This is a genomic window from Actinomycetes bacterium, from assembly GCA_036000965.1.
In the GTDB taxonomy this organism is placed as follows: Bacteria; Actinomycetota; CALGFH01; order CALGFH01; family CALGFH01; genus DASYUT01.
Genome location: DASYUT010000178.1, coordinates 12,918 through 39,531, shown reverse-complemented (window position 1 = coordinate 39,531; position 26,614 = coordinate 12,918). Strand labels below are relative to the sequence as shown.

Annotated in this window: 21 protein-coding genes and 1 pseudogene; 16 read left to right on the top strand and 6 right to left on the bottom strand. The window is 73.7% G+C overall.

Annotated elements, in window-relative coordinates; genetic code table 11:
* Positions 1 to 98: 98 nt before the first annotated feature.
* A complete protein-coding gene (locus VG276_16245) occupies positions 99 to 656 on the top strand; it encodes an FHA domain-containing protein (protein ID HEV8650900.1) in 558 nt (185 codons plus the stop codon).
* A 9-nt stretch (positions 657 to 665) separates the two neighbouring features.
* Here the strand turns inward: VG276_16245 and VG276_16240 are convergent, their stop codons facing one another.
* The 3 genes from VG276_16240 to VG276_16230 all read right to left on the bottom strand — a co-directional run bounded on the left by VG276_16240 (position 666) and on the right by VG276_16230 (position 5,664).
* Positions 666 to 1,322, bottom strand: a complete 657-nt coding sequence (locus tag VG276_16240) for a hypothetical protein (protein HEV8650899.1) — start codon at positions 1,320 to 1,322, stop codon at positions 666 to 668.
* Entirely contained in the window at positions 1,322 to 2,671 is a 1,350-nt protein-coding gene (locus tag VG276_16235; GenBank protein HEV8650898.1) for a hypothetical protein, read from the bottom strand. Before VG276_16235 ends, VG276_16240 begins: the two co-directional genes overlap by 1 nt.
* 284 nt (positions 2,672 to 2,955) lie before the next feature.
* Positions 2,956 to 5,664, bottom strand: a complete 2,709-nt coding sequence (locus VG276_16230; GenBank protein HEV8650897.1) for a cation:proton antiporter — start codon at positions 5,662 to 5,664, stop codon at positions 2,956 to 2,958.
* A 20-nt stretch (positions 5,665 to 5,684) separates the two neighbouring features.
* Here VG276_16230 and VG276_16225 point away from each other — a divergent pair, with 20 nt between their 5' ends.
* From VG276_16225 to VG276_16200, 6 genes are all read left to right on the top strand, one after another.
* Positions 5,685 to 6,536, top strand: a complete 852-nt coding sequence (locus VG276_16225; protein ID HEV8650896.1) for a serine/threonine-protein kinase — start codon at positions 5,685 to 5,687, stop codon at positions 6,534 to 6,536.
* 114 nt (positions 6,537 to 6,650) lie between these two features.
* Complete coding sequence (locus tag VG276_16220; protein HEV8650895.1) at positions 6,651 to 7,169, top strand: FHA domain-containing protein; 519 nt, start codon at positions 6,651 to 6,653, stop codon at positions 7,167 to 7,169.
* Between the two features lie 183 nt (positions 7,170 to 7,352).
* Positions 7,353 to 8,258 (top strand): 4-hydroxy-tetrahydrodipicolinate synthase, encoded by a 906-nt coding sequence (gene dapA / locus VG276_16215; GenBank protein ID HEV8650894.1) that lies wholly within the window; start codon positions 7,353 to 7,355, stop codon positions 8,256 to 8,258.
* Positions 8,259 to 8,337: 79 nt separating this feature from the next.
* Positions 8,338 to 10,026 (top strand): ribonuclease J, encoded by a 1,689-nt coding sequence (locus VG276_16210; protein HEV8650893.1) that lies wholly within the window; start codon positions 8,338 to 8,340, stop codon positions 10,024 to 10,026.
* 6 nt (positions 10,027 to 10,032) lie between these two features.
* The gene (locus VG276_16205) at positions 10,033 to 12,513 is read left to right on the top strand and encodes a DNA translocase FtsK 4TM domain-containing protein (protein HEV8650892.1); all 2,481 of its coding nucleotides are present in this window, start codon (positions 10,033 to 10,035) and stop codon (positions 12,511 to 12,513) included.
* 16 nt (positions 12,514 to 12,529) lie between these two features.
* A complete protein-coding gene (locus VG276_16200; GenBank protein ID HEV8650891.1) occupies positions 12,530 to 13,390 on the top strand; it encodes a helix-turn-helix domain-containing protein in 861 nt (286 codons plus the stop codon).
* 145 nt (positions 13,391 to 13,535) lie between these two features.
* Here the strand turns inward: VG276_16200 and VG276_16195 are convergent, their stop codons facing one another.
* A complete protein-coding gene (locus tag VG276_16195; GenBank protein HEV8650890.1) occupies positions 13,536 to 14,204 on the bottom strand; it encodes a response regulator in 669 nt (222 codons plus the stop codon).
* Complete coding sequence (locus VG276_16190) at positions 14,201 to 15,799, bottom strand: ATP-binding protein (protein HEV8650889.1); 1,599 nt, start codon at positions 15,797 to 15,799, stop codon at positions 14,201 to 14,203. The genes VG276_16195 and VG276_16190 overlap by 4 nt, the downstream gene beginning before the upstream one ends.
* Positions 15,800 to 16,118: 319 nt before the next feature.
* On the opposite strand from VG276_16190, the gene VG276_16185 reads away from it, so the two are divergent.
* The 5 genes and pseudogenes from VG276_16185 to VG276_16165 all read left to right on the top strand — a co-directional run bounded on the left by VG276_16185 (position 16,119) and on the right by VG276_16165 (position 20,339).
* Positions 16,119 to 17,114, top strand: coding sequence for a tripartite tricarboxylate transporter substrate binding protein (locus tag VG276_16185; GenBank protein ID HEV8650888.1), 996 nt, complete (start codon positions 16,119 to 16,121; stop codon positions 17,112 to 17,114).
* A gap of 10 nt (positions 17,115 to 17,124) precedes the next feature.
* Positions 17,125 to 17,619: a tripartite tricarboxylate transporter TctB family protein gene (locus tag VG276_16180; protein ID HEV8650887.1), complete on the top strand. Its 495-nt coding sequence runs from the start codon at positions 17,125 to 17,127 to the stop codon at positions 17,617 to 17,619.
* The gene (locus VG276_16175; GenBank protein HEV8650886.1) at positions 17,620 to 19,320 is read left to right on the top strand and encodes a tripartite tricarboxylate transporter permease; all 1,701 of its coding nucleotides are present in this window, start codon (positions 17,620 to 17,622) and stop codon (positions 19,318 to 19,320) included.
* 50 nt (positions 19,321 to 19,370) lie between these two features.
* Positions 19,371 to 20,231: a universal stress protein gene (locus VG276_16170; GenBank protein HEV8650885.1), complete on the top strand. Its 861-nt coding sequence runs from the start codon at positions 19,371 to 19,373 to the stop codon at positions 20,229 to 20,231.
* Positions 20,232 to 20,246: 15 nt separating this feature from the next.
* Positions 20,247 to 20,339: pseudogene (locus VG276_16165) on the top strand (isocitrate/isopropylmalate dehydrogenase family protein).
* A gap of 69 nt (positions 20,340 to 20,408) precedes the next feature.
* Here the strand turns inward: VG276_16165 and VG276_16160 are convergent.
* Complete coding sequence (locus VG276_16160; protein HEV8650884.1) at positions 20,409 to 21,425, bottom strand: D-2-hydroxyacid dehydrogenase family protein; 1,017 nt, start codon at positions 21,423 to 21,425, stop codon at positions 20,409 to 20,411.
* Positions 21,426 to 21,865: 440 nt separating this feature from the next.
* On the opposite strand from VG276_16160, the gene VG276_16155 reads away from it, so the two are divergent.
* From VG276_16155 to VG276_16140, 4 genes are all read left to right on the top strand, one after another.
* Positions 21,866 to 22,354, top strand: coding sequence for a GNAT family N-acetyltransferase (locus VG276_16155; protein HEV8650883.1), 489 nt, complete (start codon positions 21,866 to 21,868; stop codon positions 22,352 to 22,354).
* Between the two features lie 238 nt (positions 22,355 to 22,592).
* Positions 22,593 to 23,108: a sigma factor-like helix-turn-helix DNA-binding protein gene (locus tag VG276_16150; protein HEV8650882.1), complete on the top strand. Its 516-nt coding sequence runs from the start codon at positions 22,593 to 22,595 to the stop codon at positions 23,106 to 23,108.
* Complete coding sequence (locus VG276_16145; protein ID HEV8650881.1) at positions 23,101 to 24,273, top strand: hypothetical protein; 1,173 nt, start codon at positions 23,101 to 23,103, stop codon at positions 24,271 to 24,273. The genes VG276_16150 and VG276_16145 overlap by 8 nt, the downstream gene beginning before the upstream one ends.
* A 474-nt stretch (positions 24,274 to 24,747) precedes the next feature.
* Complete coding sequence (locus VG276_16140; GenBank protein ID HEV8650880.1) at positions 24,748 to 26,493, top strand: MiaB/RimO family radical SAM methylthiotransferase; 1,746 nt, start codon at positions 24,748 to 24,750, stop codon at positions 26,491 to 26,493.
* Positions 26,494 to 26,614: the final 121 nt, after the last annotated feature.

Here is a 26,614-nt window from a genome sequence, read left to right as displayed (position 1 = left end):
GGGGGGGGTTTCTAGCTCCCCCCACATCGACAGAGGACCGCCGGGAGACAGCCTCCCGGCAACACCCACGAGAGACGGCTGAGAAGGAGGGATCGACGGTGGGACCGCTGAGCCTCGAGATCGTCGAGGGGCCGGACTCCGGACGCCGGGTCGGGCTGCCTGCGCCGCTTGAGATCGGGCGCGCCCGGGACGTGGGCCTCGCGCTGAACGACCGCCTGGTCTCGCGGCGCCATGCGCGGATCACGCCGTCGGGCTCGGCGGCGATCGTCGAGGATCTCGGCTCGAGGAACGGCACCTTCGTCAACGGCAACGAGGTGCAGGGTCTGGTGCGGGTCGGCCCGGGCGACCAGCTGGTCCTCGGGGTCACTCTGCTGGAGCTGCGGACCGCACGGCAGATCGCGGAGCGCCCATCGGCCGTGCACGCGGTCCCGCCCCCGCTGGCCGCGCCGGTCCGTCCCCCAGACTACGTGCCGGGGGAGCTTCTGGACGACCTCGGGAACCTCCTGGACGACCTCGGCCCGACCGTCGCCGAGCCGACCGCCAGCACCCTGGATCCGCTGCTCGACGCGCGGGCCAAGGGCAAGGCGAGGACGGCCCCGCTGGCCGTGTTCGTGCTCGTCGTGCTGGTGGTGCTGATCTACCTGGCGACGCGGTGACCGCCTTGCTCACCCGCCGGGGGTGGCGCCCGCCCCCGGCTGCTCCCCCACCCCGGGTCGCTCGCCCGCCCCGGGTCGCTCGCCCGCCCCCGGTCGCTGGTGTGCCCCGGACAGCGGCGGGCGCCGCTCCGCCGGGATCTGGTGCACCGCGGAGAACTCCCGCACCAGCCCGCCCTGGGCCGCGTCCGGGCTCACGGCCGCCACCACCGGCAGCGGCGTGGCCTCCGGGTTGACCGTCCAGCCGGTCGCCCGGAACTCGCCGCCGTCCTCCAGCCGGGACAGCGACAGGATCGGCAGGACCACGATCCGGGTGGTGACGGCGATGAGCCAGGCCACCCAGAACAGCAGGATCGGCTTCCAGTCGCCTCTCCCCAGGAGCGCGTCCGGGTCGCCGAAGCCGGGCTGCCCGGGCTTGAGCACCTTGAGGAGCACGAACAGCAGGACGAACTCGCCGACGCCGAGGACGAAGGTGAGCCACGGCGGCTGCCACTTGATGACCCTGGGGTAGAAGGTCGTGTCGAGCGCCACGCCGAGCAGCAGGTAGATCCCGATGGTGACGATCCAGCCCTCGTCGCGGGTGACCAGGGAGAGGATCGCGGCCAGGATGGCCGGGCCGACCAGGATGGCCACCCTGGTCTGGACCCGGCCGAGCACCGTGGGGCACATCAGGCCAGCTGCTCCTCGCGCCGGACGCGGCGGATGGCCCCGGCCGCCGACGAGGCCAGGGAGAGCTGCAGCCGCAGGCGGGCCGGGAAGGGCCGGTAGGCGAGCCGCTCGGCCCGGGCGCAGTCGGCCACGAAGCGGCGGGCGACGTACTTGAGCCCGGCGATCGTGTCACCGTTCGGGACGACCGGGTTAGCGTGGATCCCCATCATGCACAGGCGCGAATCGGGCCGGTCCAGGACGGGCACGCCGCAGTTGGCGCGCAGCAGCAGCCGGCCCTCCTGAACGGGCAGGTCGTAGTGCTGGATGAGGCGTCGGAGCAGCGGCAGCGCGAGGGCCGGCTTCTGGAACCCGGTCGCAGCGACCACGCCGGTGACGTCGAGCCAGCCCGGCCCTGCCCCGTCGCGGCTCGTCACGTGGATGCGGAGCCCGGCCGGGCCCGCCTCGACCCGGTCGATCTCGCCCATGAGCTGCTCGAAGCGGCCCTCCTCGCGTCCCTGGCGGACCTTCTGCTCCCAGCTCCGGCGCTTCGGCGAGGTGCCTTTCAGGATCTTGGCCAGGAACTCGAGCCGCTGGTCGAACGGGAGCCCCTGGTAGGCGTCGATGCCGAGCGCCTCGAAGAAGCAGCGGGGCGTGTTCAGGTCCTGCTCGTCCGGGACTGGGCTCCGCAGCAGCGAGACGACCTTGGCGCCGACGTCGAGCGCGTTGGCCCACTCGTTCACCGAGGCGATGCCGGCCCCGAGCACGACGTACCGGCCGCCGGCGGCGTAGGCCTTCGGTTCGTAGGCCTGCACGACCCGGTCCGCGAGAGCCGGGTCGTCCCTTGCCGCCGCGAGCGCGGGCGGGAACGACAGCGGGCCATGCCCGAGCGCGAGCATCACGTGCCTGGCGCGGCCGGCGTAGTTGGCGTCCTCGTCGTAGAGGACGAAGTGCGGCGGCGGCCCCTCCTCGCGCTGGAGCCAGCCGACCCGCCTCGGCAGCCGGCTGGCGTTCCAGCCGAGCCGGTGCTGCACGGCGGTCACCTCCGCGAGGATGTCGGGCACCCCCGGGTTGTACTTGCGCCGCACCGACCGCAGCAGCGGCGCGAGGCTCCGCCGCGACCAGGCGTCGAGCTGGGCGAAGGTGGGCCAGTCGGCAGGCAGGAAGTGGGACTCCGACTCCGACCGCAGCACGGTCTGGCCCAGGTTGAAGGCGAACTGCTGGTAGGTGGAGACGGGGTTGCCGTTGGTCCCGTAGACCGTGACCTGCTCGGGACGGAACCCGAGGTAGACGGCGGTCGTGTAGACGAGCGCGGAGCCGAAGCCGTCGCCGACCACCGCGATCGTCGTGTCACGAGGCTGTGCGAGCGTCATCTTGGCGGGAGCGTAGCATCCACGGTCCCGGGACCGGAACGGGCCGGGCCGGGCCGGGCCGGACGGGCGCCGGCCGGGCCGGATGGGCGCGCGTCAGGTCAGACGGGCGCGGGTCAGGCCGGGCGGGTGCGGGCCGCGGCGGACGGCGCGGGGCCGGGCCGGAGGGGCGCCGGCCCGGCCGGACGGGCGCGGGGTCGGGCCGGACGGGCGCGGGGTCGTGGCAGATGGGCGGAGGCGCGATCGGGGTGGGCCTGCTGGGGCGTTACCGGGGTGGTCGGAACTCGTCAGCCCGGGCGGCCCGGCCCCGCCTCCGACCAGGCGAACCGGGTGAGATCGGTGCGGGGGGCGAGCGCGCCCGGCCGCGCCCCGCGGCGGACGAAGAGCGTCGGCGCTGGCGCCGTCCTGGCGATCTCCGAGCGCACCGGCCCGAGCCCCTCGTCGCGCCACCGCTCGGACAGGCCGATGACGAGCAGCCCGGCGCCCTCGGCGGCGCGCACGACCCCTGCACGCCCGGGCTCGATGAGCAGCGGCTCGGCCGCGATCCCGGCGAGCTGCTGAAGCACGAGCGAGGCGTTGCCGAGCAGCCGGCTCGCGTCACGCCGCCCCTCGGCGAGGTCGCTCGCTGCCCCGAGCAGCCGGACCGGTGCGCCCCGGGCGCTGGCGATCCAGGCGCCCAGCTCGAGCGCTGCCCAGTCGTGCTCGGCGCCGCCGAACGGCACCAGCACGGCGTGCTCGGAGCCGATCTCGAACGCCCGGTGCTCGCGGTCCACCAGCACCGCGACGTCGCAGGGGGCGCGCAGGAGCACGGCGCCGACCGAGCCCCGGGGCACGCCCTCGCCGACCAGCGGGCGGCGGCCGTCGACGAGCAGCAGGTCGACGTCCTCCTGCGAGGTGAGACGCACGAGGTCCTCGCCCGGGTCGACCGAGGTGAAGGCGACCACGCGCGTGGCCAGGCCCGCGGCGACGAGCCCGGCGCGCCGCCGGTGGAGGTCGTCGACCGTCCGTGCCAGCTCGCGGTCCTCGGCCGCCACGCCGGTGGCGGCCCGTGACGGCACGAGCAGGCGGGCGAGGATCAGCTCCCGGGCCGGCCGGGAGCTGGCCAGCGGGGTCGCGAGGGCGAGCAGCCAGTCGACGTTCCGCTCGTCCTGGGGGGCCACGAGGATCGCGCGCGCGGGCGGTGGCTCGGTCTCGGGTTCCGCGGCCGCCCGCAGCTCGTCCTCGGGGCGGGCGCCGAGCTCCCCGCGCGGGTCGATCAGCCGCAGCGCCGGCCCGGTCATGAACGTGGTCACGAGCGCCATGATGACGAGCATCGTGAACAGCGCCGGCGACACCACGCCGAGCTCGAGCCCGATGTTGAGCACGATCAGCTCGGTGAGCCCGCGGGTGTTCATGAGCGCCCCGACCGCGGCCGACTCGCGGAGCGAGAAGCCGGTGAAGCGTGCTGCGCCCATGGCCCCGAGCCACTTGCCAGCGATGGCCACCAGCAGCAGGACCAGCGCAAGCAGCCACAGCTCGGGGCGGTCCAGCAGGCCCACCTGGACCCGGAGCCCGGTCACCACGAAGAACAGCGGCAGGAGCACGGTCACCACGAAGTCCTCGACCCGCCTGGTGACGTCGTGGGTGAGGTCTGCCCGCCGCGGCATGATGAGGCCCATCACGAAGGCGCCGAAGATGGCGGCGATGCCGATCCGCTGGGTCACGAACGACGACAGCAGCACGCCGACGAAGATGGCCGCGATCCATCCGGCGGGCACGCGCCCGGCCTCGTCGTAGGCGTCGGACACCCGCGCGAGCAGCGGCCGCCCGATGAGCACCATCGTCGCACAGAACACGGCCGCGAGCGCGACCACCCTGACCACGACGAGGCCCGAGCCGGTCCCGGCCACCGCGGTCGAGAGCGCGAGCAGCCCCCACGCGGTCACGTCGTCCACCGCCGCGGCGCCCATCGCGATCGCGCCGACCGGGCGCTTCAGCATGCGGCGCTCCAGGAGGATGCGGGCCAGCACGGGGAACGCGGTGATGGACATGGCGACGCCCATGAACAGCGCGAAGGGGACGAACGAGGTGTCCGGTCCGATCAGCTCGTACAGCGGCAGCGCCACCGCGATCCCGAGGCTCATCGGGATGGCGATGCTCGCGTGCGAGATCAGCGCCGCCTGCTCGACCCGGCCGCGCAGGATCCTCGGGTCGAGCTCCAGGCCGACCAGGAACATGTAGAAGGCGAGCCCGATGTTGGCGGCGGCCCGCAGCAGGGGGATCACGAAGTCGGGGAAGAGCAGGTTCGACAGGCCAGGGGCGACGGTGCGGACCAGCGTCGGGCCGAGCAGGATGCCGGCGAGCACCTCGCCCATCACGCTCGGCTGCCCGATCCGGCGCACCGCCGCCCCGACCAGGCGGGCGGCGAGGATCACGGCGGCGACGGCGAGCATGAGCTGGCCGAACGTCTCCTCCGCGGACGGCGGCCGCCCGCGCCCCGGCGGGGCCGGGCCGGCCTCCCCGCCCACGCGCGTCGCGGTGACCGCGGTCCCGGCGACCGAGCCACCGAGCGCGGCCGGGCCGGTTGCCCTGAGGGTGAGCCCGGTGCGCCGGCCGTCGCGGCAGGTGACCGCGCCCTCGACGCGGTCGCCCTCGACGCGGTCGCCCTCGACGCGGAGCTTGCCGGCGACCTGCCCCGGCCGCTTCCCCTGAGGCGCGCGAGGCCCGTCGAGGCTCACGAACTGTCCCGACTGCCGCAGCTCGAAATGCTGGCCGCGGTCGCCGAGGCAGGGCGAGGCGGCGTCCAGCCGGTAGTCGCCGGCAACGCGCCGCGCCGGGCGCTCATGCCGTCCGGCCTGGAAGACGACGACCGCCACGGCCGCGACGAGGGCAAGGAGCACGACGTAGGCGAGGGCGACCCTGCGGCGGCCGTGCCTGCGGGAGCCGTGCCTCCGGAGGCCGTGCCAGGGGGGGCCATGCTTGCGGCTGGCTTCCGCGCCGTTCAAGCGCTCCTGCATGGACGGTATGCTACGCACAAATGTGCCAAGCGAAGCAATACGGCGGCGACCCCGAGGCCGGTGACCGCCTCGGCCCGTACCGGCTCGACGCTCGGCTCGGCGAGGGCGCGATGGGCGTGGTCTTCCGTGGCGTCCACGAGCCCGATGGCGCGATCGTCGCGCTCAAGGTCCTGCGGCGCGAGCTGGCCGCCGACGACGTCTACCGGCGCCGGTTCGCGCACGAGGCGAGGGCCGCCGCCGAGGTCGCGCACCCGCACCTCGCCCGCGTGCTCGAGGCCGGCGAGGCTGAAGGGCTCCTCTACCTCGCGGTTGGCTACGTGGAGGGCTGGTCGCTGGCCGACCGGCTCGCAGCCGAGGGGCCGCTGCCGCTCCTCGACCTGCTCCGGCTCGCCGCCGAGGTAGGCGCGGCCCTGGACGTGCTGCACGCCCGGGGGCTCGTCCACCGCGACGTCAAGCCGTCGAACGTCCTGCTGGACCGGGCCGGGTCGGCCGTGCTCGGCGACCTTGGCCTGGCCAAGGGCCGGGCGTACACCGTTCTCACCCGGCCCGGCCAGGTGCTCGGCACGCTCGACTACCTCGCGCCCGAGCTGATCCGGGGGGTGCCGGCCGGGCCGCCGAGCGACATCTACGCACTCGGCTGCGTGGTGTTCGAGTGCATGGCCGGTGTCCCCCCGTTCGCGGGCAAGAGCGTCCTGGAGGTTGGGGTCGCCCACCTCCAGCAGGAGCCGCCCGACGCCGCGGCCGGCCGCGCCGACCTGTCGCCCATGCTGTCCTGGGCGGTCAGGCAGGCGCTGGCCAAGGACTCCAGCCGCCGCCCCACGACCGCCACCGCGTTCGCGCGCATGCTGCGCGTCGCCGCCGACCAGCCCTAGGAGCAGCTCAGAAGTCCTGTCCGCAACGCCACCCGACGACCTGGGCCGTTGTCCGTGATGACGGACAGAACCTCTGGTCACCCGGTTAGGAGCGCAGCCAGAGGAGCAGCGTCGATGCCAACGCTTGTGTTCAGGAACGGTCCGCTCGCCGGCCGCCGCGTCGAGGTCGGCTCCGAGCTGCTGCTCGGCCGCGAGCAGGCGCATCTCACCCTCGACGACCCCGAGGTGTCCCGGCGGCACGCCGTCGTCCGGCCAGTGGCCACCGGCCTGGAGGTGGCCGTAGGTCTGGAGATCGAAGACCTCGGCTCGCTCAACGGCACGCGGGTCAACGGCGACCGGATCCACGGCGCAGTCCGGCTGGTGCCGGGCGACCGGGTCGAGATCGGGGAGACGCTGTTCGAGGTGGAGCCGGAGGCGGCCGGGTCGCCGCCGACGGTCCTCTCGGCGCCTGCGCCAGCCACCGTGGCCGGGTCGGCGGCCCAGGCCCCGACCCTGCCGCCGTTCGGTGCGCTCGCCCCGCCGGTCTCCACCAGGCGCCGGGTGGCGTCCAGGCGCCTCACCCCCACGCTGCTCGCCTTCGGGACGGTGATCGCCACGGCCATCGCCCTCGTCGCCTACTTCGCCACCCGCTGAGGCGCCGCGGGAGCAGGTCCTGGCGGCGGGCCCCCGCCAACCGGGGCGGGCACGCGGGACGAGGCGTGCCGGATGGAGAGAACGTCCCGGGTGCCGGGTGGACGTCCGAGTAGAATTCCCGGTGGCTGCCGGCAGGACCTGCTCCCGCATGGATCCGCCCCGCATGGACAAGGAGACGATCGCATGCCTGGTCGCTTCGGCCGCGTGCTCACGGCCATGGCCACCCCGTTCACCGGCGACGGCGCGCTCGACCTCGACGGTGCCCAGCGCCTGGCCCGCCACCTGCTCGACAACGGCACGGACACGCTCGTGGTGGCTGGCACCACCGGGGAGTCGCCCACCCTCACCGCCGAGGAGAAGTCGCGGCTGTGGGCGGCGGTCGTCGAGGCGGCCGGGGACCCGGGCCGGGTCATGGCCGGGACCTCGACGTACTCGACCGCCGAGTCGATCGAGCTGACCCAGCTCGCCGAGAAGGCCGGGGCGGGCGCGCTCCTGCTCGTCAGCCCCTACTACAACAAGCCTCCCCAGGCCGGGCTGGTCGCCCACTTCACCGCGATCGCCCGGTCGACCGGTCTGCCCTGCATGCTCTACAACATCCCGTCCCGGACCGCGTGCCTGATCGAGGTGCCCACCCTGGTCCGCCTGGCCGAGCTCGACAACGTCGTCGCGGTCAAGGACGCGGTGGGGGACATGGCGGCGGCCAGCCGCCTGTACCGGGAGACCGGCGGCGCGATCGAGATGTACTCGGGCGACGACAAGAACCTCCTGCCCCTGCTCGCGGTCGGTGGTGTGGGCGTGGTCAGCGTGCTGTCGCACCTGGTCGGGCCGGCCATCCAGGAGCTGGTGGCCGCATTCGAGCGGGGCGACAACCGCACTGCGCTCGGCCTCCACCTGCGCCACCTGGCCCTGTTCGAGGGGGCGTTCGCCACCTCGAGCCCGATCCTGCTCAAGTCCGCCCTGAACCAGCTCGGCCTGCCGGCCGGTCCGCTGCGCTCCCCGCTGGTCGACGCAACGCCCGAGCAGGCCGAGTTCATGCGCGGCCTGCTGGCCGACCTCGGCCTCGAGCCCCAGGGAGGTGCCAGTGGCTGACCGGCCCGCCGGCACCGTGCCGGCCGGGCCCGGCCGGGCGACCGGGCCCGCAAGGGCGGCCGGGCCTGGCGGGGTGAGCATGCCTGGCGGGGCGGCCGGGCCTGGCGGGGCGGGCAGGCCCGGGCCGACGCGCGTCGCCTTCCTCGGCGGCGTCGGCGAGATCGGCCGCAACTGCACGGTGGTCGAGCATGCCGGGGCGCGGCTGCTGATCGACTGCGGCCTGGCGTTCCCCGACGCCGACCAGCCCGGCGTCGACATCATCCTGCCCGACTTCTCGTGGCTGGCCGACGAGCCGGAGCGGGTCGCCGGGGTGGTCCTCACCCACGCGCACGAGGACCACATGGGCGCCCTGCCGTACTTCCTGCGCGACTACGACGTGCCCGTGTACGGCACGCGGCTGTCGCTCGGGATGCTCGCGGCCAAGCTCGAGGAGCACGAGCTGGCCCCGTCCCTGGTCGAGGTCGCCGCCGGCGACCGCACCAGCCTGGGCCCGTTCGACCTCGAGTTCTTCGCCGTGTCCCACTCGATCCCCGACGGCGTCGCGGTGGCGGTCCGCACCGCCGACGGCGTGATCGTGCACACCGGCGACTTCAAGATGGACCTCACCCCGATCGACGGGCGCCCCACCGACCTGGGCGGGCTCGCCCGGCTGGCCGCCGAGGGCATCGACCTGCTCCTGGCCGACTCGACCAATGCCGACACGCCCGGGTTCATCCCCTCCGAGGTCGAGGTCGGCCGGGTCCTCACCGACATCTTCGAGACGGCCGAGCGGCGCATCGTGGTCGCCTGCTTCGCCAGCCACGTGCACCGCATGCAGCAGATCCTCGACGCCGCGGCGGGCCTGGGCCGCAAGGTGGCCCTGGTCGGACGCAGCATGCTCCGCAACGTGCGCGTGGCCAGCGAGCTCGGCTACCTGCGGCTCCCGCACGGGCTGCTGATCCCGGTCGAGGAGCTGACCTCGAGGCACCCGGCCGAGACGGTGGTGCTGTGCACCGGCTCCCAGGGCGAGCCGTTCTCCGCCCTCACCCTCATGGCGGGCCGGGACCACAAGTGGGTGCGGATCGAGCCGGGCGACACCGTGGTGCTGTCGTCGTCGCTGATCCCCGGCAACGAGGCGGCCGTCTACCGGACCGTGAACGACCTCTCCCGGCAGGGCGCCGTCGTCTACCACCGGGGCAACGCCAAGGTCCACGTGTCCGGGCACGCCGCCCAGGGCGAGCTGACGCTGCTGCTGTCCACCCTGCGCCCGCGGCACTTCGTGCCCGTCCACGGCGAGTACCGCCACCTGGCCCAGCACGCCAAGCTCGCCGAGTCGACCGGCGTGCCCCGCGACCACGTCTTCATCTGCGAGGACGGCGACGTGGTGGAGCTCGACGCAGGCCGGGTCCGGCGCGGCCACCAGGTCCCCGCCGGCGTGGTGTTCGTCGACGGGCTCGGCGTCGGCGACGTGGGCGACGCCGTCCTGCGCGACCGGCGCAAGCTCGGCGGCGAGGGCTTCGTCCACATCGTGGCCACGATCGAGGTCCAGACCGGCAAGGTGCTGGCGGGCCCGGACATCGTCACCCGCGGGTTCGTCTACGAGCCGGAGTCGGGCGACCTGATCGAGGAGGCCCGCACCCGCGTCCTCGAGGTGCTCGACAAGGCGGCCGCCGAGGGCGTGGGGGACCCCAACATCCTCAAGCAGTACATGCGCCAGACCGCCGCCGCCCTGTTCAAGGAGCGCACCCAGCGCCGGCCGGTCATCATCCCTACGGTGATGGAGGTCTAGCAGAGCATGGCCAAGGCCCGCACCCGCCCCCCGGCCAAGCGCCGGCCGCCGGCCAAGCGCCGAACGGCCACGCCCTCGCGGACCCAGAAGATCAGCCAGGGGTCGCGGCAGGCCCTCTCGCCCCACAAGGGCGACATCCAGGGGGTCGTGCTGATCCTGGTGGCCGCCATGTTCGCCCTGGGGGTGTGGTTCCACGACGGCGGCCGCGCCGGCCGCTTCTTCGAGCTGCTGCTGCGCGGGGTGTTCGGCTGGGGCGCCTACGCCGTGCCGCTGCTGGTCGCCCTGGTCGCGGTCGCCCTGTTCCGCCGGTCCGCGGCCAGGCCCGACGAGGCGGTCGGGGCCAGGGTCGCCATCGGGCTGTTCGCGTTCCTGCTGGGCGGCCTCGGCCTGCTCCACCTGGCCGAGGGCGCCCCTCCGGCCTCAGCCCCCCCCGACGTGCTGCAGACCTCGGGCGGCCTGGCCGGGGCGGTCACCGCGGCGCCCCTGGCCGGCCTGCTCTCGGTCTGGGGCGCCCGGGCGGTCTTCGTCTGCCTGCTGTTCCTCGGCGCGCTCATCGCCACCAGGACCTCGGTGGCGTCGGTGGGGCGGGGCATCGCGCACGCCGGCCGAGTCCTCAGGTCGTGGGCGACCCCGCCCTCGCTCCCGGCCCCGGCGGTCCCGGACGAGCCGGCGAGTGGGCCGGTCAAGCCGGTCACGCTCGACGACCTGCCCGGCGAGCCGGACCAGGTCGTCACCCGCGAGCGCCGCCGGGGCCGCCGGCCGGCCTCGGTGGCCGGCGGCGCAGGCGCGACCGAGCCGCCCGGGGGCGCAGGCGCGACCGAGCCGCCCGGGGGCGCCGGCGCGACCGAGCCGGCCGGGGGCGCCGACGAGCCGCCTGCCGGGGCGGCCAGGACACCCCCGCCACCCATGCCCGTGCCCGCCGAGCTGCCCGAGGCCGGCGAGGCGACCCAGCTCGCCATGAGCCTGCAGGCCCAAGCCGGCGGCGCCTACACCGTCCCGCCCTCCAAGCTGCTCCGCAAGGGCAGGCACCGTCCGGTCGACGACCGCCGGCTCGACGAGACCGCGCAGGTCCTCGAGCGCACCCTGGACCAGTTCGAGGTCGACGCGCAGGTCGCCCGCTACACCAGGGGCCCGACCGTGACCCGCTACGAGGTCGAGCTGGGGCCGGCCGTCAAGGTCGCCCGGGTCGTCGGGCTCTCCCACGACATCGCCTACGCGCTCGCCTCGCCCGACGTGCGCATCATCGCCCCCATCCCCGGCAAGTCGGCGATCGGCATCGAGGTGCCCAACCGCGACCGCGAGCTGGTCACCCTGGGTGACATCCTCGACGTGCCCAGCCTCAAGGAGAGCCACCCGCTGCTGGTGGCGCTGGGCAAGGACATCGGTGGGGACCCCGTCCTGGCCAACCTGGCCGAGATGCCGCACGTGCTGATCGCCGGGTCCACCGGGTCGGGCAAGTCGGTCTGCCTCAACGTGCTCGTCACCAGCCTGCTCATGCGCAACCCGCCCGACCAGGTCCGCCTCATCCTGATCGACCCCAAGCGGGTCGAGATGACCAACTACGAGGGCGCACCCCACCTGGTCACACCGGTGGTGACCCACCCCAAACGGGCCAGCGAGGCGCTCAACTGGGCGGTGCGCGAGATGGAGATGCGCCTCGAGACGCTGGCGCTCGCCGGGGTCCGCAACGTCGCCGCCTACAACAAGGCGGCCGTGGAGGGCACCCTGCCCAGCCTGCCGTCGGTCACCCTCGACGACGACGGCCGCCCCGACGGCGACACGGCCCGCCCTACCCTGCCCTACATCGTGGTCGTGATCGACGAGCTGTCCGACCTGATGATGGTCGCCCCCCGCGACGTCGAGGACGCCATCTGCCGCATCGCGCAGATGGCGCGGGCCGTCGGGATCCACCTGGTCGTGGCCACCCAGCGCCCGTCGGTGGACGTGGTCACCGGGCTCATCAAGGCCAACATCCCCAGCCGGATCGCGTTCATGGTCGCCAGCGGCCAGGACTCCCGGGTCATCCTGGACGCCGGCGGCGCCGACAAGCTGGTCGGCCACGGCGACATGCTCTACCTGCCCGGCGGAACCTCCAAGCCGCGCCGCATCCAGGGCGCCTTCATCACCGAGAAGGAGGTGGAGGCGGTGGTGGCCTACTGCAAGGCCCAGCGGCAGGCCGCCTACCAGTCCGGGGTGGTGGCCGAGGGCCGGGCGACCAGCGACGACGACGGCGACGAGGACCCGCTGCTCACCCAGGCGATGGAGATCATCGTGCGCTCCGGGCTCGGGTCGACCTCGATGCTGCAGTCGAAGATGAAGGTCGGCTTCTCGCGCGCCCGCCGCATCATGGACCAGCTCGAGGAGCGCGGGGTCGTGGGGCCGTCGGAGGGCTCCAAGCCCAGGGACGTGCTCATGACCGTCGAGCAGCTCGAGCAGCTCAGGAGCCGTGAGGAAGGCTACGGCGAGATCGTCGGCGAGGAGGCCTGACGCCGTTGCCGGTGGGATGGGGCTTCCATACAATCGCTGCCTGCTCGACGCAATCGCTGCCTGCTCCACCGCTTCCCGGCTTTCCCCGATCCTGTCGACCGGGGTGGCAACTCCGAGTTCGCAGAGGGGGTCTCCGCTGGGCACCATCGGCGACACGCTGCGCTCGGCCCGGGAGGCGCGGGGGGTGTCCTTCCAGGACGCCTCGGCCGCCACCCACATCCGCTCCGGCTACCTGGAGGCGCTCGAGGAGGAGCGGTTCTCCGCCCTCGGCGGCGACGTCTACGCCAAGGGGTTCCTGCGCTCCTACGCCGGGTTCCTGGGCCTCGACCCGGCGCCGCTGGTCGAGGCCTACCGTGCCCAGGAGCGCGACGACGCCCTGGTCATCGAGCGCGTCCCGGCCCCGATCGGGCAGCTGGAGGGGCGGCGGCGGGCTCCCAACTGGGTGACCGTCGGCATCGTGGCCGCCTCGATCTTCCTGGCCGCCTCCCTCTACCAGCTCTTCAAGCCGACCGGCCCGGCCACCGGAACCGCCCCTGGGTTCCTGGCCAGGAACCCGCCGGCAACGGCCGCGCCGGCGCCCGCCGGCCCCAGGGCCACCACGACGACGGTGCCCGCCACCAGGGGCGTCAGCGTCCTGCTGCACTACACCGCGCCCTCCTGGACCCTGGTGAAGGTCGACGGCAGGGTCGCCTTCCAGGGCACGCCGGCCGCGTCGGAGCAGCGCCCGTTCAGCGCCGACCGGACGGTCGACGTGATCCTCGGCAACGCCGGCGGGGTCGAGCTCACCGTCAACGGCAAGCGGCTGGGCGCCGCGGGCCCGCCGGGTGCGGTCTGGCGGGGCAGCTTCAAGCCCGGCGACCCGGGCACCAGAGGCTGAGCGCGCCCTAGCCCGTCAGGCACTCGTGCACCCGGTCGCGCAGCGCGTTGGCATCGGCCGCGGTGAGCGTCCGCTCGAGGTCGCAGACGACCATCCGGATACCGGTGCCCTCGCCGGCCTGACGTCAGCCAGGGCGGCGGGAGCCTCAGGAGCCGCGCCAGCCGTAGCGCCGCTCGGGTCGGCCCGTGGCCCCGTACCGCAGCCGCACCTTCACCGTGCCGGTCTCGGCGAAGTACTCGAGGTAGCGCCGGGCGCTGATGCGCGACAGGCCGGCGAGGGCGGCGCACTCGGACGCGGAGAGGTCGGTCAAGGCCTCGCGGAGCACGCCCTTGACGAGCTCGGCGGTTTCCGCACTGAGCCCTTTTGGCGGGGGCTTGGACAACGTCCTGGTGCCGAAGACCCGGTCCACGTCCGACTGGGCGGCGGTGGAGACGTCGGCGAGATGGTGGTGGGCGGCTGCGTAGTGCTCGAGACGCTCGCGTAGTGCGTCGTACTCGAACGGTTTGATGAGGTAGTTGACGACGCCGCCGCGGAGCGTCCGGCGGACGGTGTCGACCTCGCGGGCCGCGGTGACGACCAGCACGTCGACGTCGGGCACCTCGGCACGCAGCGTCTCCAGTACCCTGACGCCGCTCATGTCGGGCAGGTAGATGTCGAGCAGCACCAGGCCGGGATGCAGCTCGTGGACGGCGCGCAGCGCGTCGACGCCCTTGTGGGCCACGCCGGCGACCGTGAACCCGGGCGTGCGTTCGACGAACGCGGCGTGGATCTTGGCCACCATGAAGTCGTCGTCGACGACCAGCACGCCGATCACGAGGCCACCCTGCCCGAGGCGGGAAGCTCGGCGGTGAAGACCGCGCCGTCGTCGTTGCGCACGCTCACCTGGCCGCCGCGCCGCGTGCAGACCAACTGGGTCAGCGCGAGCCCGATGCCGCGCTGGCCTGGGGCTCCGGCAGCCTTGGTGGTGAAGCCGTGCCTGAAGACCTCCTCGGCCAGCTCCGGGGTGACGCCGGGTCCCGAGTCGCGCACCACGACGCACACGCTGCCGTCCCCCTCGACGATCTCGACCGCCACCCAGCCGTCAGGCGCGTAGCCGATGGCGTCCAGGGCGTTGTCGACGAGGTTGCCGACGACCGTGGTCAGATCGGCGGACAGGAGGTCGTCGACACGGCCGAGGCGGGTGCATTCGGAGATCCGTAGCTGGGCTCCCTGCTCGGCCGCCTGGCTGGCCTTGGCGATGAGCAGGGCGGCCAGGGAGGGGTCGTCGACGCGGGAGGTCACCTTGTCGTTGAGTCGCGCCTGGGAGCGGCTCAGCCGGGTCACGTAGCGCACGACCTCCGGGTACTCCTCCAGCTGGATGAGCCCGGAGATGGTGTGCAGCTGGTTGCTGAACTCGTGCGCCTGGGCGCGCAGCGTGTCAGTGGTGGTACGGGTCACGTCGAGCTCGCGCTGCAGGGAGACCAGCTCGGTGCGGTCCCGCAGGGTCGTCACCGAGCCGATCGGCCTGCCCCGGGATGAGATCGGCATGCGGTTGAGGATCAGGACACGCTCGCCCAGCAGCACGATCTGGTCCTGGCCCTGGGTTCGTCCAGTGAGGACGTCGTACAGCCGCCGGTCGACGCCGAGCTCGCCGAGCGTCCTGCCGACGCTGTCCACCGGCAGGTCGAGCAGGTGCATGGCCTCGTCGTTGACGAGCGTGACGCGGTGCCGGGGATCCAGACCGACGACTCCTTCCTTGATCCCGTGCAGCATCGCGTCCCGATGCTCGACCAGGCCGGTGATCGCCCTGGGCTCGAGCCCGAGCGTCTGCCGCTTCACCCGCCGGGCCAGCAGGAGCGAGCCGGCCACACCCAGGGCACTGGCAATCCCCAGATAGGCGAGCAGGTTGGGCGTGGCGCTCCCCAGGCTGTCCCACAGGCTGGGCAGGTTGGCCCCGACGGCGACGAGGCCAACGGTCCTGCCGAGGGTCCTGCGCTCGTGGCTGATGACAGGCACGTGCGCGACGACCGCGGTGACGCCGTGGTCCGTGACGACCCCCTCCCAGGCGCGACCCTGGAGGACGTCACTGCCGTGCAGGCGCAGGGCACGACCGACCTGGCCCGGGTCGGTCGAGGACACGATCCTCCCGTCGTTGCCGGCGATGACGACGTACGAGGCTTCGGACAGGTCGCGGAAGCCTTCGACGACGGTCGCCAGCGGCCCGCGCCGGACTGGATCGGTCAGCCCGTCCCGGACGAGGTTGGTGGCCGCCGCCGTCTCGGCGACCGACAGGACCCGCCGCCCCTCCACCCGGCGGAAGCTGGCCTGCGCCTGGGCGAGGGAGACGGCGGCGACCACGACCAGGACGACGAGCACGATGATCAGCTGCAGCGCGAGAAGCTGGCCGGCGAGGGAGACCCTCCTGTGCATCTACGCACACCGCCTACTGGCCGTTGCGCCCGTGTCGCGGGCTGCGGTAGCCGCAGTCTATCTCTACAGTTACCTGGAGTCGCTGGGGCCGGTTGTGTCGCTGGGGCCGGTTGTGTCGCTGGGGCCAGTTGTTGCTGGGGCCAGTTGTCGCTGGGCCGTTGTCGCTGGGGCCAGTTTGTCTGGACTCGCTGCGGCGCGATCCCCAGTCGCCAGGGGGAACACAACGACCAAAATCTACCTTGTGGCCAAAACGGTGACAGGCGGTGCGGTCTCTTTCAGCATTCGGCAAATGGTGCCGACGACTGAAGGGACCGCAATCGTGTACCAGCGCACCTGGGCGCGCGTGCTGACCGTCGTGGCGGCGGTTGCGCTCGCAGCGACGGCTTGCAGCAGCTCCGACACCGGCGGCGGAGGCGGTGGCGCGGACCGTCCGGTCGGCAGGCTGCGGATCCTGGTGGGGACCGCGCCCGGTGGCGGGTTCGACCTGACCGCGCGGACCGCGGCCAAGGCCATGGAGGAGGCCAAGCTCGCCCGCAACGTGGAGGTACAGAACCTGCCGGGCGCGGGCGGCACGGTGGCCCTGCAGCGGCTGGTCAACGAGAAGGGCAACGGCGAGCTCATCCAGCAGATGGGCCTGGGCGTGGTGGGCAGCGTGCACACCAACAAGTCCAAGGCCACGCTGGCCGACACCACCCCGCTGGCCCGGCTCACCCAGGAGCCGGAGATCGTGGTGGTCGGCAAGGACTCGCGCTACAAGACGTTGGACCAGCTCGTGCAGGCCTGGAAGGCCGACCCCGGCAAGGTCTCGGTGGGCGGTGGGTCCTCGCCCGGCGGGCCGGACCACCTGGCGCCCATGCTGATGGCCCAGGCCGTCGGGATCGAACCGAAGAAGGTCACCTACGTGCCGTTCGACGGTGGCGGGGAGCTGCTCGCGTCGGTCCTGGGCAACAAGGTCGGCTTCGGCGTCACCGGTGTCGGCGAGACCGTCGACCAGATCGAGTCCGGGCAGGTGCGGGCGCTGGCGGTCACCAGCGCCGAGCGCGTCCAGGGGCTGGACACGCCGACCCTGAAGGAGTCCAACGTCGACCTGGAGTTCACCAACTGGCGTGGCTGGGTGGCCCCTCCCGAGCTGCAGGGCGGCGACAAGGAGGCGCTGCTCGGCCTGGTCGACAAGCTGCACGCGTCGCAGCAGTGGAAGGACGCGCTGGCCAAGAACAAGTGGACCGACGCGTACCTGGCCGGCGACGAGTTCGGCACCTTCGTCAAGGCCGAGGACCAGCGCGTCGGCGAGGTGCTGGCCAAGCTGGGACTGTGACGTGAACACCCTGGCCCAGCGGTTGCAGGGCCGTTCCGAGCTCGGGGTCTCCGCGCTGCTGCTCGTGCTGGGCGTCGTGGTGCTGGTCGATGCGGCGCGGATCCCGACCGACTTCACCCAGCGCGGCCCGGTGGGTCCGGCAGCGGTGCCGGTGGTGATCGGGGTGGCGCTGCTGGTGCTCGCGGTGCTGCTCGCGCTCGATGTGCTGCGGGGTGGTCACGGGGAGTCGGAGACCGGTGAGGACGTCGACCTCAGCCATGGCAGCGACTGGCGCACCGTGCTGCTGCTGATCGGTGCCTTTCTGGCCAACGCGGTGCTGATCGAACGGGTGGGCTGGCCGATCTCGGGAGCGGTGCTGTTCTGGGGAGCGGCGTACGCCCTGGGCAGCCGCCATCTGGTACGTGACCCGCTGATCGCGGTCGTCGTGTCGGTGGTGACCTACCTGGTGTTCGCCCGAGGGCTGGGCATCGGCCTGCCGGCCGGGGTGCTGGAGGGGATCCTGTAGATGGACGCGCTGTCCGAGCTGGCGAACGGCTTCGCCACCGCGCTCACCCCCACCAACCTGGCCTACGCGTTCATCGGCGTGCTGCTCGGCACCGCGGTCGGGGTGCTGCCCGGGATCGGGCCGGCCATGACCGTGGCGCTGCTGCTGCCGCTGACCTACGGGCTGGACCCGACCGCCGCGTTCATCATGTTCGCCGGCATCTTCTACGGCGGCATGTACGGCGGCTCGACCACGTCGATCCTGCTCAACACGCCGGGTGAGAGCTCGTCGGTGATCACCGCGATCGAGGGGAACCTCATGGCGCGGCGGGGCCGGGCCGCCCAGGCCCTGGCCACCGCCGCGATCGGGTCCTTCGTGGCCGGCCTGATCGGCACGGTGCTGCTGGTGCTGCTGGCCCCCACGATCGTGGACTTCGCCGTGCGGATCGGCGCGGCGGACTACTTCGCGATCATGGTGCTGGCGTTCGTGGCGGTCACGGCCGTGCTGGGGGCCTCGCGGATCCGCGGGTTCGCGTCGCTCGCCATCGGGCTGATGATCGGGCTGGTCGGTCTGGACCCCCAGACCGGCCAGCAGCGGCTCACCTTCGGGATCCCGCAGCTCGCCGACGGGATCGACGTCGTCGTCGTGGCGGTCGCCATCTTCGCGGTCGGTGAGGCGCTGTGGGTCGCCGCGCACCTGCGGCACCGGCCGGCCGAGGTGATCCCGGTGGGGCGGCCGTGGATGAGCCGCCAGGACTGGGGGCGCTCCTGGAAGCCGTGGCTGCGCGGCACCGCGCTGGGGTTCCCGTTCGGGGCGCTGCCCGCCGGTGGCGCCGAGATCCCCACCTTCCTGTCCTACGTGACCGAGAAGCGGCTGTCCAAGCACCCCGAGGAGTTCGGCAAGGGCGCGATCGAGGGCGTCGCCGGCCCGGAGGCGAGCAACAACGCGTCGGCGGCCGGGACCCTGGTGCCGATGCTCACCCTCGGGCTGCCCACCAACGCGACCGCCGCGGTGATGCTGGCCGCGTTCCAGCAGTACGGCATCCAGCCCGGGCCGCTGCTGTTCGAGCGGGAGTCGGCGCTGGTCTGGGGCCTGATCGCCAGCCTGTTCATCGGCAACGCGCTGCTGCTGGTGCTCAACCTCCCGCTCGCCCCGGCCTGGGCCAAGCTGCTGCAGATCCCCCGCCCATACCTGTACGCCGGGATCTTGTTCTTCGCCGCCGTGGGCGCCTACGCGGTCAACGCCAACCCCTTCGACCTGTTCGTGCTCCTCGTCATCGGCCTGCTCGGGTTCGCGATGCGCCGCTACGGGCTACCCGTTGTGCCCGCGATCATCGGGGTCATCCTCGGCCCCCGAGCCGAGCAGCAGATGCGCCGGGCCTTCCAGCTCAGCAACGGCGAGATCAGCGGGCTGTTCAACAGCCCCCTGGCCATCACGATCTACGTCGTCATCGCGGTCGTCCTGCTGTGGCCCCTGGTGGCCCGGCTGGTGCTCCGGGGCCGGCGCCCGCCGGCGCCGGTGCCCGCGGCGGTCGGCGCCCCGCCCGGGGAGGGTCCCACGCCGGCCGCCCACGCCACCGAGCCGGAGCCGGCGGGCGCACGGGTTCCGGAGCGACCCGGTGGGCCGGTGCCGGAGCAGCCCGCCGAGGGGGTGCCGGAGCGTCCGGGAACGGACCGGGCCCAGGCACGCCCACCCGGAGCGTCAGAGGAGCACGGCGACTGATGGGCGAGCAGACGACCAGCCCGCCACCGATGGTGAGTGAGGGAGACGTCATGACCGCACCGATCGTCGCCGGGGCCGACGGGACCGACGCCGGCCTGGACGCGGTGGCGCTGGCCGCCAGCCTGGCCCGCGCCACCGGCGACCCGCTGCTGGTCGCCTGCATCTACCCGGACGGGACGCAGCCAGGGGCCGACGCCGACGTCCGGCGGCACGCCTCCGAGGTGCTGGAGGTGGCCCGGTTGGCGGCCGGCGGCGCCGGCGTGGAGCTGCGGGCCGCGCCGTCCACGTCGTCGGCTCGGGGGCTGGCCGAGCTCGCCGAGCAGGAGCGCGCCCGCATGCTGGTGGTCGGGTCCAGCAACCGCGGCGCTATCGGCCGCGTGGTGTCGGGGAGCACGGCCGAACGGCTGCTGCACGGGACGGGGTGCCCGGTCGCCGTGGCGCCGCGCGGGTACCGGCGCCCCCGGGCGGGTCTGCTGCGGGCGCTCGGCGTGGCCTTCGTGGACACGGCCGAAGGCCACGAGGCCGTCCGCGTCGCCGCCGACCTGGCGGCGCGCTCCGGCCTGCCCCTCACGCTGTACTCGGTTGTCGCGGTGACCACCAACTGGTTCACGCCGCCGGTGGTCCGCCCCGAGGAGGACGTGGTGCCCGAGGAGGTGCGCAAGGGCTACCGGGACGCGCTGGACCGCGCCCTGGCCGAGCTGCCCGACGGTGTGCAGGCCAGCGGCGTCCTGCTCTACGGCGACGTGGTCGACGAGCTGTCGATGGTCGGCGAGCACGGGACCGACCTGCTCGTCTGCGGTTCCCGAGGCTACGGGCCGGTGCGGCGGGTCCTGCTGGGCTCTGTGTCCGCGGCGCTGGTCCGGCAGGCGTCGGTGCCGGTGCTCGTCGTGCCCCGCAGCGGCGACACCTAGGCTCTTCGGCCCGGACGCGTCGCCTTCGAGCTGGCCAGCCGCCGTCGCAAGCACGTGACCGTCTTCCACAAGGCCAACGTGCTGAAGATGACGACCGGTCTGTTCCGCCGCGCCACGGGTGAGACCTTCGACCACCTGTCCCAGGAAGACCGGAGAGCGACCAGGACCTGATGCGGGCTACCCGGGCGCCAGGCCACCCAGCCGCTGCCTGGGCACCCGGGCGGCCGCCGGGGCCAAGACCTCGCCCGCTGCCAGCCGCCCCTCCAGGTAGGCCGCGAGCTGGTCCGCGGCGATCACCGCCCACTCGTGGAAGACCTCGTCGACCTTCCAGCCGATGTGGGGTGTGAGCACGACGTTCGGGAGCGCCCGAAGTGGGCTCACGGCCGGGAGCGGCTCGGTGGCGAACACGTCCAGGCCGGCACCGGCAAGCCGGCCGGCCCGCAACGCCTCCACGAGCGCGCCCTCGTCCACGATGGCGCCGCGGGCGGTGTTGACCAGCACCGCCCCCGGCCGCATCCGGGCCAGGCGCTCCCGGCCGAGCAGCCCGCGCGACTCCGGGGAGAGCCGCAGGTGGACCGAGACCACATCGGACCGGGCCAGCAGCTCGTCGAGCGGCAGCCGCTCCACCTCTGGGTCGCCCGCCTTGGGCCCGTGCCCCCGGTCCCAGGCGACCACCCGCATCCCAAAGGCGGCGCCGATCCGTGCGACCGGCCGGCCGTGCCTGCCGAGCCCAAGGATGCCCAGCGTGCGACCGGCCAGCGTCCCGCCCATCGCCTCCGGCCACGCCCCGGCCGACAGCTCGGAGGCGAGCGGGTGGATCCGGCGCAGCACGGCGATCATCAGCCCGAAGGTGAGCTCGGGCACCGCGGCCGTCGGCATCCGGGCCCGGCGGCCGAGGGCGACGACGATCCCGCGCCCGGTGACCGCCGGCTCGTCGACGTGGTAGGCATGGCCCCCGGTCTGCAGCACCAGCTCCACCCTGGGGAGCCGGTCGAACAGGTCGGCGTCCAGCCGCGTCCGCTCCCGGACCGCCATGAGCACCTCCACGTCGGCCAGCTCCGCGAGATCGGCCTCGGTGAGCGGCCGGTTCAGCACGGTCACCTCGGCCAGCTGCCGCAACCGGCCCATGGCGGGGGACCCGGCGATGCGTCCCTCGTAGTCGTCGAGCACCAGCAGCCGGGCACGTCCGGTCACCGGTTCGACCTCGTCGGCGTCCGCGATCCTTCCGTGCTCACCCGATCCTTCCGTGCTCAGCCTCCGTGTCGGCCCGGGGGGGTTCCCGCCGGGGGCGGAGTCTACGGGCCGGGTCCCGGTCCGTACAGCCGCCCCGGCGGCGAGGGTCGGCGCCAGGGTCGGCGCTGGAGCTCTCGCGGAACAGGGAGCCCATGGGCCGCGTCTCGGCCCGGGAGGCGACCCGCCAGCCAGGTTCTACCGGGGGCATCCCGCGGAATAGCCGTGGAGCCGCGGTCGCTCAGCCCTTCCCCCACTCCTCGGGTGGCACGGTTGGCGTTGCCCCTTTGCGTTCGATCTTCCAGAATTCGCCGACTTTCACTGACTTGGCCCATATTGGGCAATCTCGACCCCCGCGAAATCCGTTCGCGATCCGCCGGCCCGGGCCACTATGGTGGGGCATCATGCTGATCAGGGACGCGACCCCCGACGACTGGCCCGCGATCTGGCCCTTCCTGCGCCGCATCGTCGCCGCTGGCGAGACCTTCTCCTGGGACCGCGACGTCGTCGAGGAGCAGGCCCGTGCGATGTGGTTCCCCGAGCCCCCGGGCCGCACGGTCGTGGCCGTCGACCCCGACGGGACCGTCCTCGGCACCGCCGAGACCCACCCCAACCACGGCGGGCCCGCCGCGCACATCGCCAACGCCGGCTTCATGGTCGATCCCGACCACGCCGGGCGCGGCGTCGGGCGGGCCTTGGGCGAGCACGTCCTCGACCAGGCGCGCGCCGACGGCTACCGTGCGATGCAGTTCAACGCCGTGGTGGAGACCAACACCCGGGCGGTCGCGCTGTGGCGCTCGCTCGGCTTCGAGGTGCTGGCGACCGTGCCGGAGGGCTTCCACCACCCGGTCAAGGGCTACGTCGGGCTGCACATCATGCACCGCCGCCTCTGACCCCGCGTCAGCCGCCCACCCGGGACCGTCGGCCGTCGGTTGCCGCAGCCCGCGCGGCTCCGTGACGGGGTTGAGACGACACCTCTTCCGACCCTGGATGCCCTGTCGTCCAAGCAGTCCACCCAGTCCGCGGCTGTCAGTCCAATACCCGAAACCCTGTAAGAATTCTGGATCGGTGGAACCTCCGCCTGCCGTGCGGCGAGATAGTGGTGTGCCGCCGAGAGCGAGGAGCCAGCCGGTGGGCCAGCACAGCGACAGGAGCTTCGAGGAGTTCTTCGCGGCCACCTACGGCCGGCTGGTCGGGTTGCTGTTCGCGTTCCTGCACGACCAGGCCCAAGCCGAGGACGCGGTCCAGGACGCCTTTGCGAGCGCGCTGCTGCGCTGGCGGAGCCTCCGCGGCTACCACGACCCCGAGGCGTGGGTGCGGACGGTCGCCTTCCGCCGGGCCATCGACCATCACCGCCGCACCGCGCGGCAGCTGCGGGTCCTGCTGCGGCTTGGACCGCCGCCACCCTTGCCGCCGATCGGCGCTGAGCACGTCGACCTGGTGTGGGCCCTGCGCAAGCTCCCCCTGGCCCAGCGGGAGGTGCTGGTCCTGCATTACGTCGCCGAGCTGGCGGTGGAGCGGGTCGCCGCCGAGCTGGGCCTGCCCGTCGGCACCGTGAAGAGCCGGCTCGCGCGTGGCCGTGCGGCACTCGCACGCCACCTGCGAGTCGGCGTCGGAGAGCCAGACGAGGAGGCCACCAGTGCATGACGAGGAGCTGCGCTCGCGCCTGCAGGCCCTGGCCGTCGCCGGCCAGGTGGCCGCGAAGCCGGCGAGCATCGCTGCGGTCCGCCGCCGCGGCCGCCGGAAGGTCCAGGGCGGGGTGGTGCTGGTTCTGGTGGGCCTGCTGCTGGCAGGCGGAGGCGTGCAGCTGCTCTCCGAGGCGGGCCACCGGCGCAGCATTGGCCCAGTTCCTCCGGTTGCGCCGCCCGCCGGTCCGTCCGTCGGCCCGCCGGCCGCCGTCGCCCCGACCACGTTCGTGGGCCAGGTCGGCGACGGCCCCGCCAAACACACCGTGATCATCGACGCGAGGACCGGCAGGATCGTGCGCCAGGTGCCCGGCTCGGACCGCCAGTCGGACCTGGCGGCGGACGTGGTGGTCAGCCCCGACCTGCGGACCATGTACCTCCCGACCACCAGCCCCGGCCCGACCGCTGGGTGCGACCGCAGCTGGACCCAGGTCGACCTGGCCACCGGGGCGCGGCAGCCCGCCTTCGGCGGACTGGCCGGCGTCGGGCAGTTCAGCCTGAGCGCCGATGGCCGTTGGCTGGCGTATGTCCACACGGCCCCGGGTGGGACCCTGAACAGGAGCCGGTTCGAGGTTAGCTGCCACACGGAGCGGCTGGTCGTGCGCGAGCTGGCAAACGGGCGGCAGCGGGTGTTGACGATCCCGCCGGGGGTGTCCGTGGACGGGTTGCAGTTGAGCCCGGACGCGACGCAGCTCGCCTACCTCCTTCTGCGGCAGGAATCCAACGGGCCGCCGCCATCGCTGCACGTGCTCCCGCTCGCCGGCACCACCTCGGTCACCCAGGGCCGCGACCTGCCGCCGGCCGGGGACTGCCCCCTGCAGCTGCCGCCGCGGTTCCTGGGCGGCAGCGGGCGGCTGTTGGCCCTCGGGGGGCGCGGCTGCGACACCGGACCCCGCCAAGACCTCCTGGTCCACTACGACCTGGGGACCGGGCGGGTGGTGTCCAGCGAGCCGCTCGGCCTGCGGGCCGAGATCTTCGGCATGGACGTGGACCGCTCGGGGCGGCACGTCATCATCGCCGCCGCCGGCAAGCCCGACGACCAGCGGCCGGCGACCGTCTACGTGCTGCGCAACGGCCACCCGCAGCGCGTGCCGTTCTCACGCGACTGCTGGCAGGCGGACTGGTAGCCACCCGGGCCCGCGGCCGCGTGGGAGAGCGTCGGCGGTGAACGGTCCGGGCGTGAAGCGCGGGCCGATCCGCTGGGCGACCAGCTCGACCTGCGCGAGCTCAGCCCCGCCGGCAACGGCGAGCTGTCACCCGAGCGGCTCGCGGCTACATACCGGGCTACATCGCCAAGTACGCCACCAAGGCGACCGAGACCTTCGGCGCCGGCCTCGACCGGCCCATGCGGTCCCAAGGCGCCTCAGTCGAGGTCCTCGAACAGATCACCGCCGTCGGTGTGCGGGCGGGGGTTCGTAGCGCAGCTCGTAGTTCTCGGCCAGCCGGAGGTGCAGCGCTCGCTGGCGTTCGGAGGAGGTAGTCTCTTGTGTCTCCCGGCTCAGCCGGGACAGTCCTGCCGCTCGCATGCCGGGCCGGAGCACCGGGCCGCCCGAGGCCGGTAGGTTCACCGTGACCCTCCAGGAAGCATAGGAGCGACGACGATGCCCGAGCCAGCCCGGCCGCCCAAGGTGGCCATCGTCACTCTGGGGTGCGGGCGCAACGAGGTCGACTCGGAGAACGCCGCCGGGCTGCTCACCGCTTCCGGGTATGAGATGGTCGACGATGCTGAGCAGGCGGACGCGATCATCGTCAACACCTGCGCGTTTATCAGCGCCGCCAAGAAGGAATCGATCGACACGGTCTTCAGCGCCATCGCGCTCAAGTCCCCTCCTGCCGCTCGTGAACTCCATCCTGACAGCTCCGCCGAGGCAGCCAAGCGGGAGTCGACCGACCCCGTGCTCGAAGCGGCCGGGCTGAAGGAGCACGGTCGCGCCAGGACCGTCCTGGTGATGGGCTGCCTGGCCGAGCGCTATGCCGACACCCTCCGGGCCGAGCTGCCCGAGGCCGACGCCATCGTCCCGTTCGCCGACTACACCCGCCTGGCCGAGCTGCTGGGGTCCACCCTCGGAGGCGGCGCACCCGCCCCGGGCACGGCAGCCGCGACACCGATGCCGGGCGCGCCGGCCCCGGATCGGCCCGCCGTGACCCCGACCCCGACCCCGGCGGCGCTGGCGCCGGCGGCCCCGGCCCCGGATCGGCCCGCCGTGACACCGGCCCCGGCTCCCGGCTCCCGGCTCCCGGCCCTGGCGCCAGCGCCAGCGCCGCCGGCGCCCGGCGGGGCGGTCCGGCCGGCGCTCGTCCCGCCAGCCGGGCGCCGGGTCCTGCCGATGGTGTTCCCCACCCCGGCCGGTGCGCCCTTCCCGGCCCGGTCCCGGGCGCGCCAGCCGGTCGCCCTGGTCAAGCTCGCCGAGGGCTGCGACCGGGACTGCTCGTTCTGTGCCATCCCCTCGTTCCGGGGACGGTTCCGCTCGCGCCGCCCGACCGAGGTGGTCGACGAGGTCGTCTGGCTCGCCGGGCAGGGCGTCTCCGAGGTCGTGCTGGTCGCCGAGAACTCGACCTCCTACGGCAAGGACCTCGGCGGACGCTCCGCCCTGGTCCACCTGCTGCGCGCGCTGGCCACCGTCGAAGGGCTCCGCCGCGTGCGCCTGCAGTACCTGCAGCCCGACGAGCTCACTCCCGGCCTGCTCGAGGAGATGGCCGCCAACCCGGTCGTCTGCTCCTACTTCGACCTGTCGCTGCAGCACGCGAGCGCCCCTGTGCTGCGCCGCATGCGCCGGGGCGGGTCCCGGCCGGACTTCCTCGACCTGGTCGGGCGCGTCCGCGCCCTCGACCCCGACGCCGCCTTCCGGTCGAACTTCATCCTCGGGTTCCCGGGTGAGCGCAGGCAGGACGTGCGCGAGCTGGAGGACTTCCTCGAGGAGGCCCGGCTGGACTGGGTCGCCTTCTTCGCCTACTCCGCCGAGGATGGCACCGCCGCCCTGGCCCTGGACGGCCGGGTGCCCACCCGCACCGCCCGGGCCCGGGTCGAGCGCCTGAGCGAGCTGCAGGCGCGCGTGCTCGACCGGGTCCAGGCCGCCTGGGTGGGCCGCCGGCTCGAGGTCATGGTCGACCGGGTCGACGCCGACGGCACGGCCGAGGCCAGAAGCTTCCGCGAGGCGCCCGAGCACGACGGCCTGGTGCGGGTGGAGGGCCTGGCCAGCGCCACGGCCGGGGACTACGTCGAGGTCGAGGTGACCGGCGCCGAAGGTCCCGAGCTGCGCGCCCGCCCGGCTTGGGGGGCCGGGGCAGCCACGGCACCAGCCCCCGCCGCCCGGAGGGTCGGGCCAGCCGTGCCGGCAACCCGGTGAGCGAGCCGACGGGTCCAAGCGCGCAGGCCGGTGGTGCGCGGCCGGTGCCGGTGCCGCCGCGCGCCAGCCTGCGCCTCTTGCGCCTACCGCCTACCCTCGTGCCCGGGATGGCCCGGCACCA

What these genes read in the sequence shown, in the direction of transcription:
- VG276_16155 (HEV8650883.1), top strand. Translation starts at nt 21,866, where the DNA reads ATGCTGATCAGGGACGCGACCCCCGACGACTGGCCCGCGATCTGGCCC.
- VG276_16175 (HEV8650886.1), top strand. Translation starts at nt 17,620, where the DNA reads ATGGACGCGCTGTCCGAGCTGGCGAACGGCTTCGCCACCGCGCTCACC.
- VG276_16170 (HEV8650885.1), top strand. Translation starts at nt 19,371, where the DNA reads ATGACCGCACCGATCGTCGCCGGGGCCGACGGGACCGACGCCGGCCTG.
- VG276_16200 (HEV8650891.1), top strand. Translation starts at nt 12,530, where the DNA reads ATGGGGCTTCCATACAATCGCTGCCTGCTCGACGCAATCGCTGCCTGC.
- VG276_16235 (HEV8650898.1), bottom strand. Translation starts at nt 2,671, where the DNA reads ATGACGCTCGCACAGCCTCGTGACACGACGATCGCGGTGGTCGGCGAC.
- dapA (HEV8650894.1), top strand. Translation starts at nt 7,353, where the DNA reads ATGCCTGGTCGCTTCGGCCGCGTGCTCACGGCCATGGCCACCCCGTTC.
- VG276_16210 (HEV8650893.1), top strand. Translation starts at nt 8,338, where the DNA reads ATGCCTGGCGGGGCGGCCGGGCCTGGCGGGGCGGGCAGGCCCGGGCCG.
- VG276_16225 (HEV8650896.1), top strand. Translation starts at nt 5,685, where the DNA reads ATGTGCCAAGCGAAGCAATACGGCGGCGACCCCGAGGCCGGTGACCGC.
- VG276_16205 (HEV8650892.1), top strand. Translation starts at nt 10,033, where the DNA reads ATGGCCAAGGCCCGCACCCGCCCCCCGGCCAAGCGCCGGCCGCCGGCC.
- VG276_16140 (HEV8650880.1), top strand. Translation starts at nt 24,748, where the DNA reads ATGCCCGAGCCAGCCCGGCCGCCCAAGGTGGCCATCGTCACTCTGGGG.
- VG276_16240 (HEV8650899.1), bottom strand. Translation starts at nt 1,322, where the DNA reads ATGTGCCCCACGGTGCTCGGCCGGGTCCAGACCAGGGTGGCCATCCTG.
- VG276_16230 (HEV8650897.1), bottom strand. Translation starts at nt 5,664, where the DNA reads ATGCAGGAGCGCTTGAACGGCGCGGAAGCCAGCCGCAAGCATGGCCCC.
- VG276_16220 (HEV8650895.1), top strand. Translation starts at nt 6,651, where the DNA reads ATGCCAACGCTTGTGTTCAGGAACGGTCCGCTCGCCGGCCGCCGCGTC.
- VG276_16190 (HEV8650889.1), bottom strand. Translation starts at nt 15,799, where the DNA reads ATGCACAGGAGGGTCTCCCTCGCCGGCCAGCTTCTCGCGCTGCAGCTG.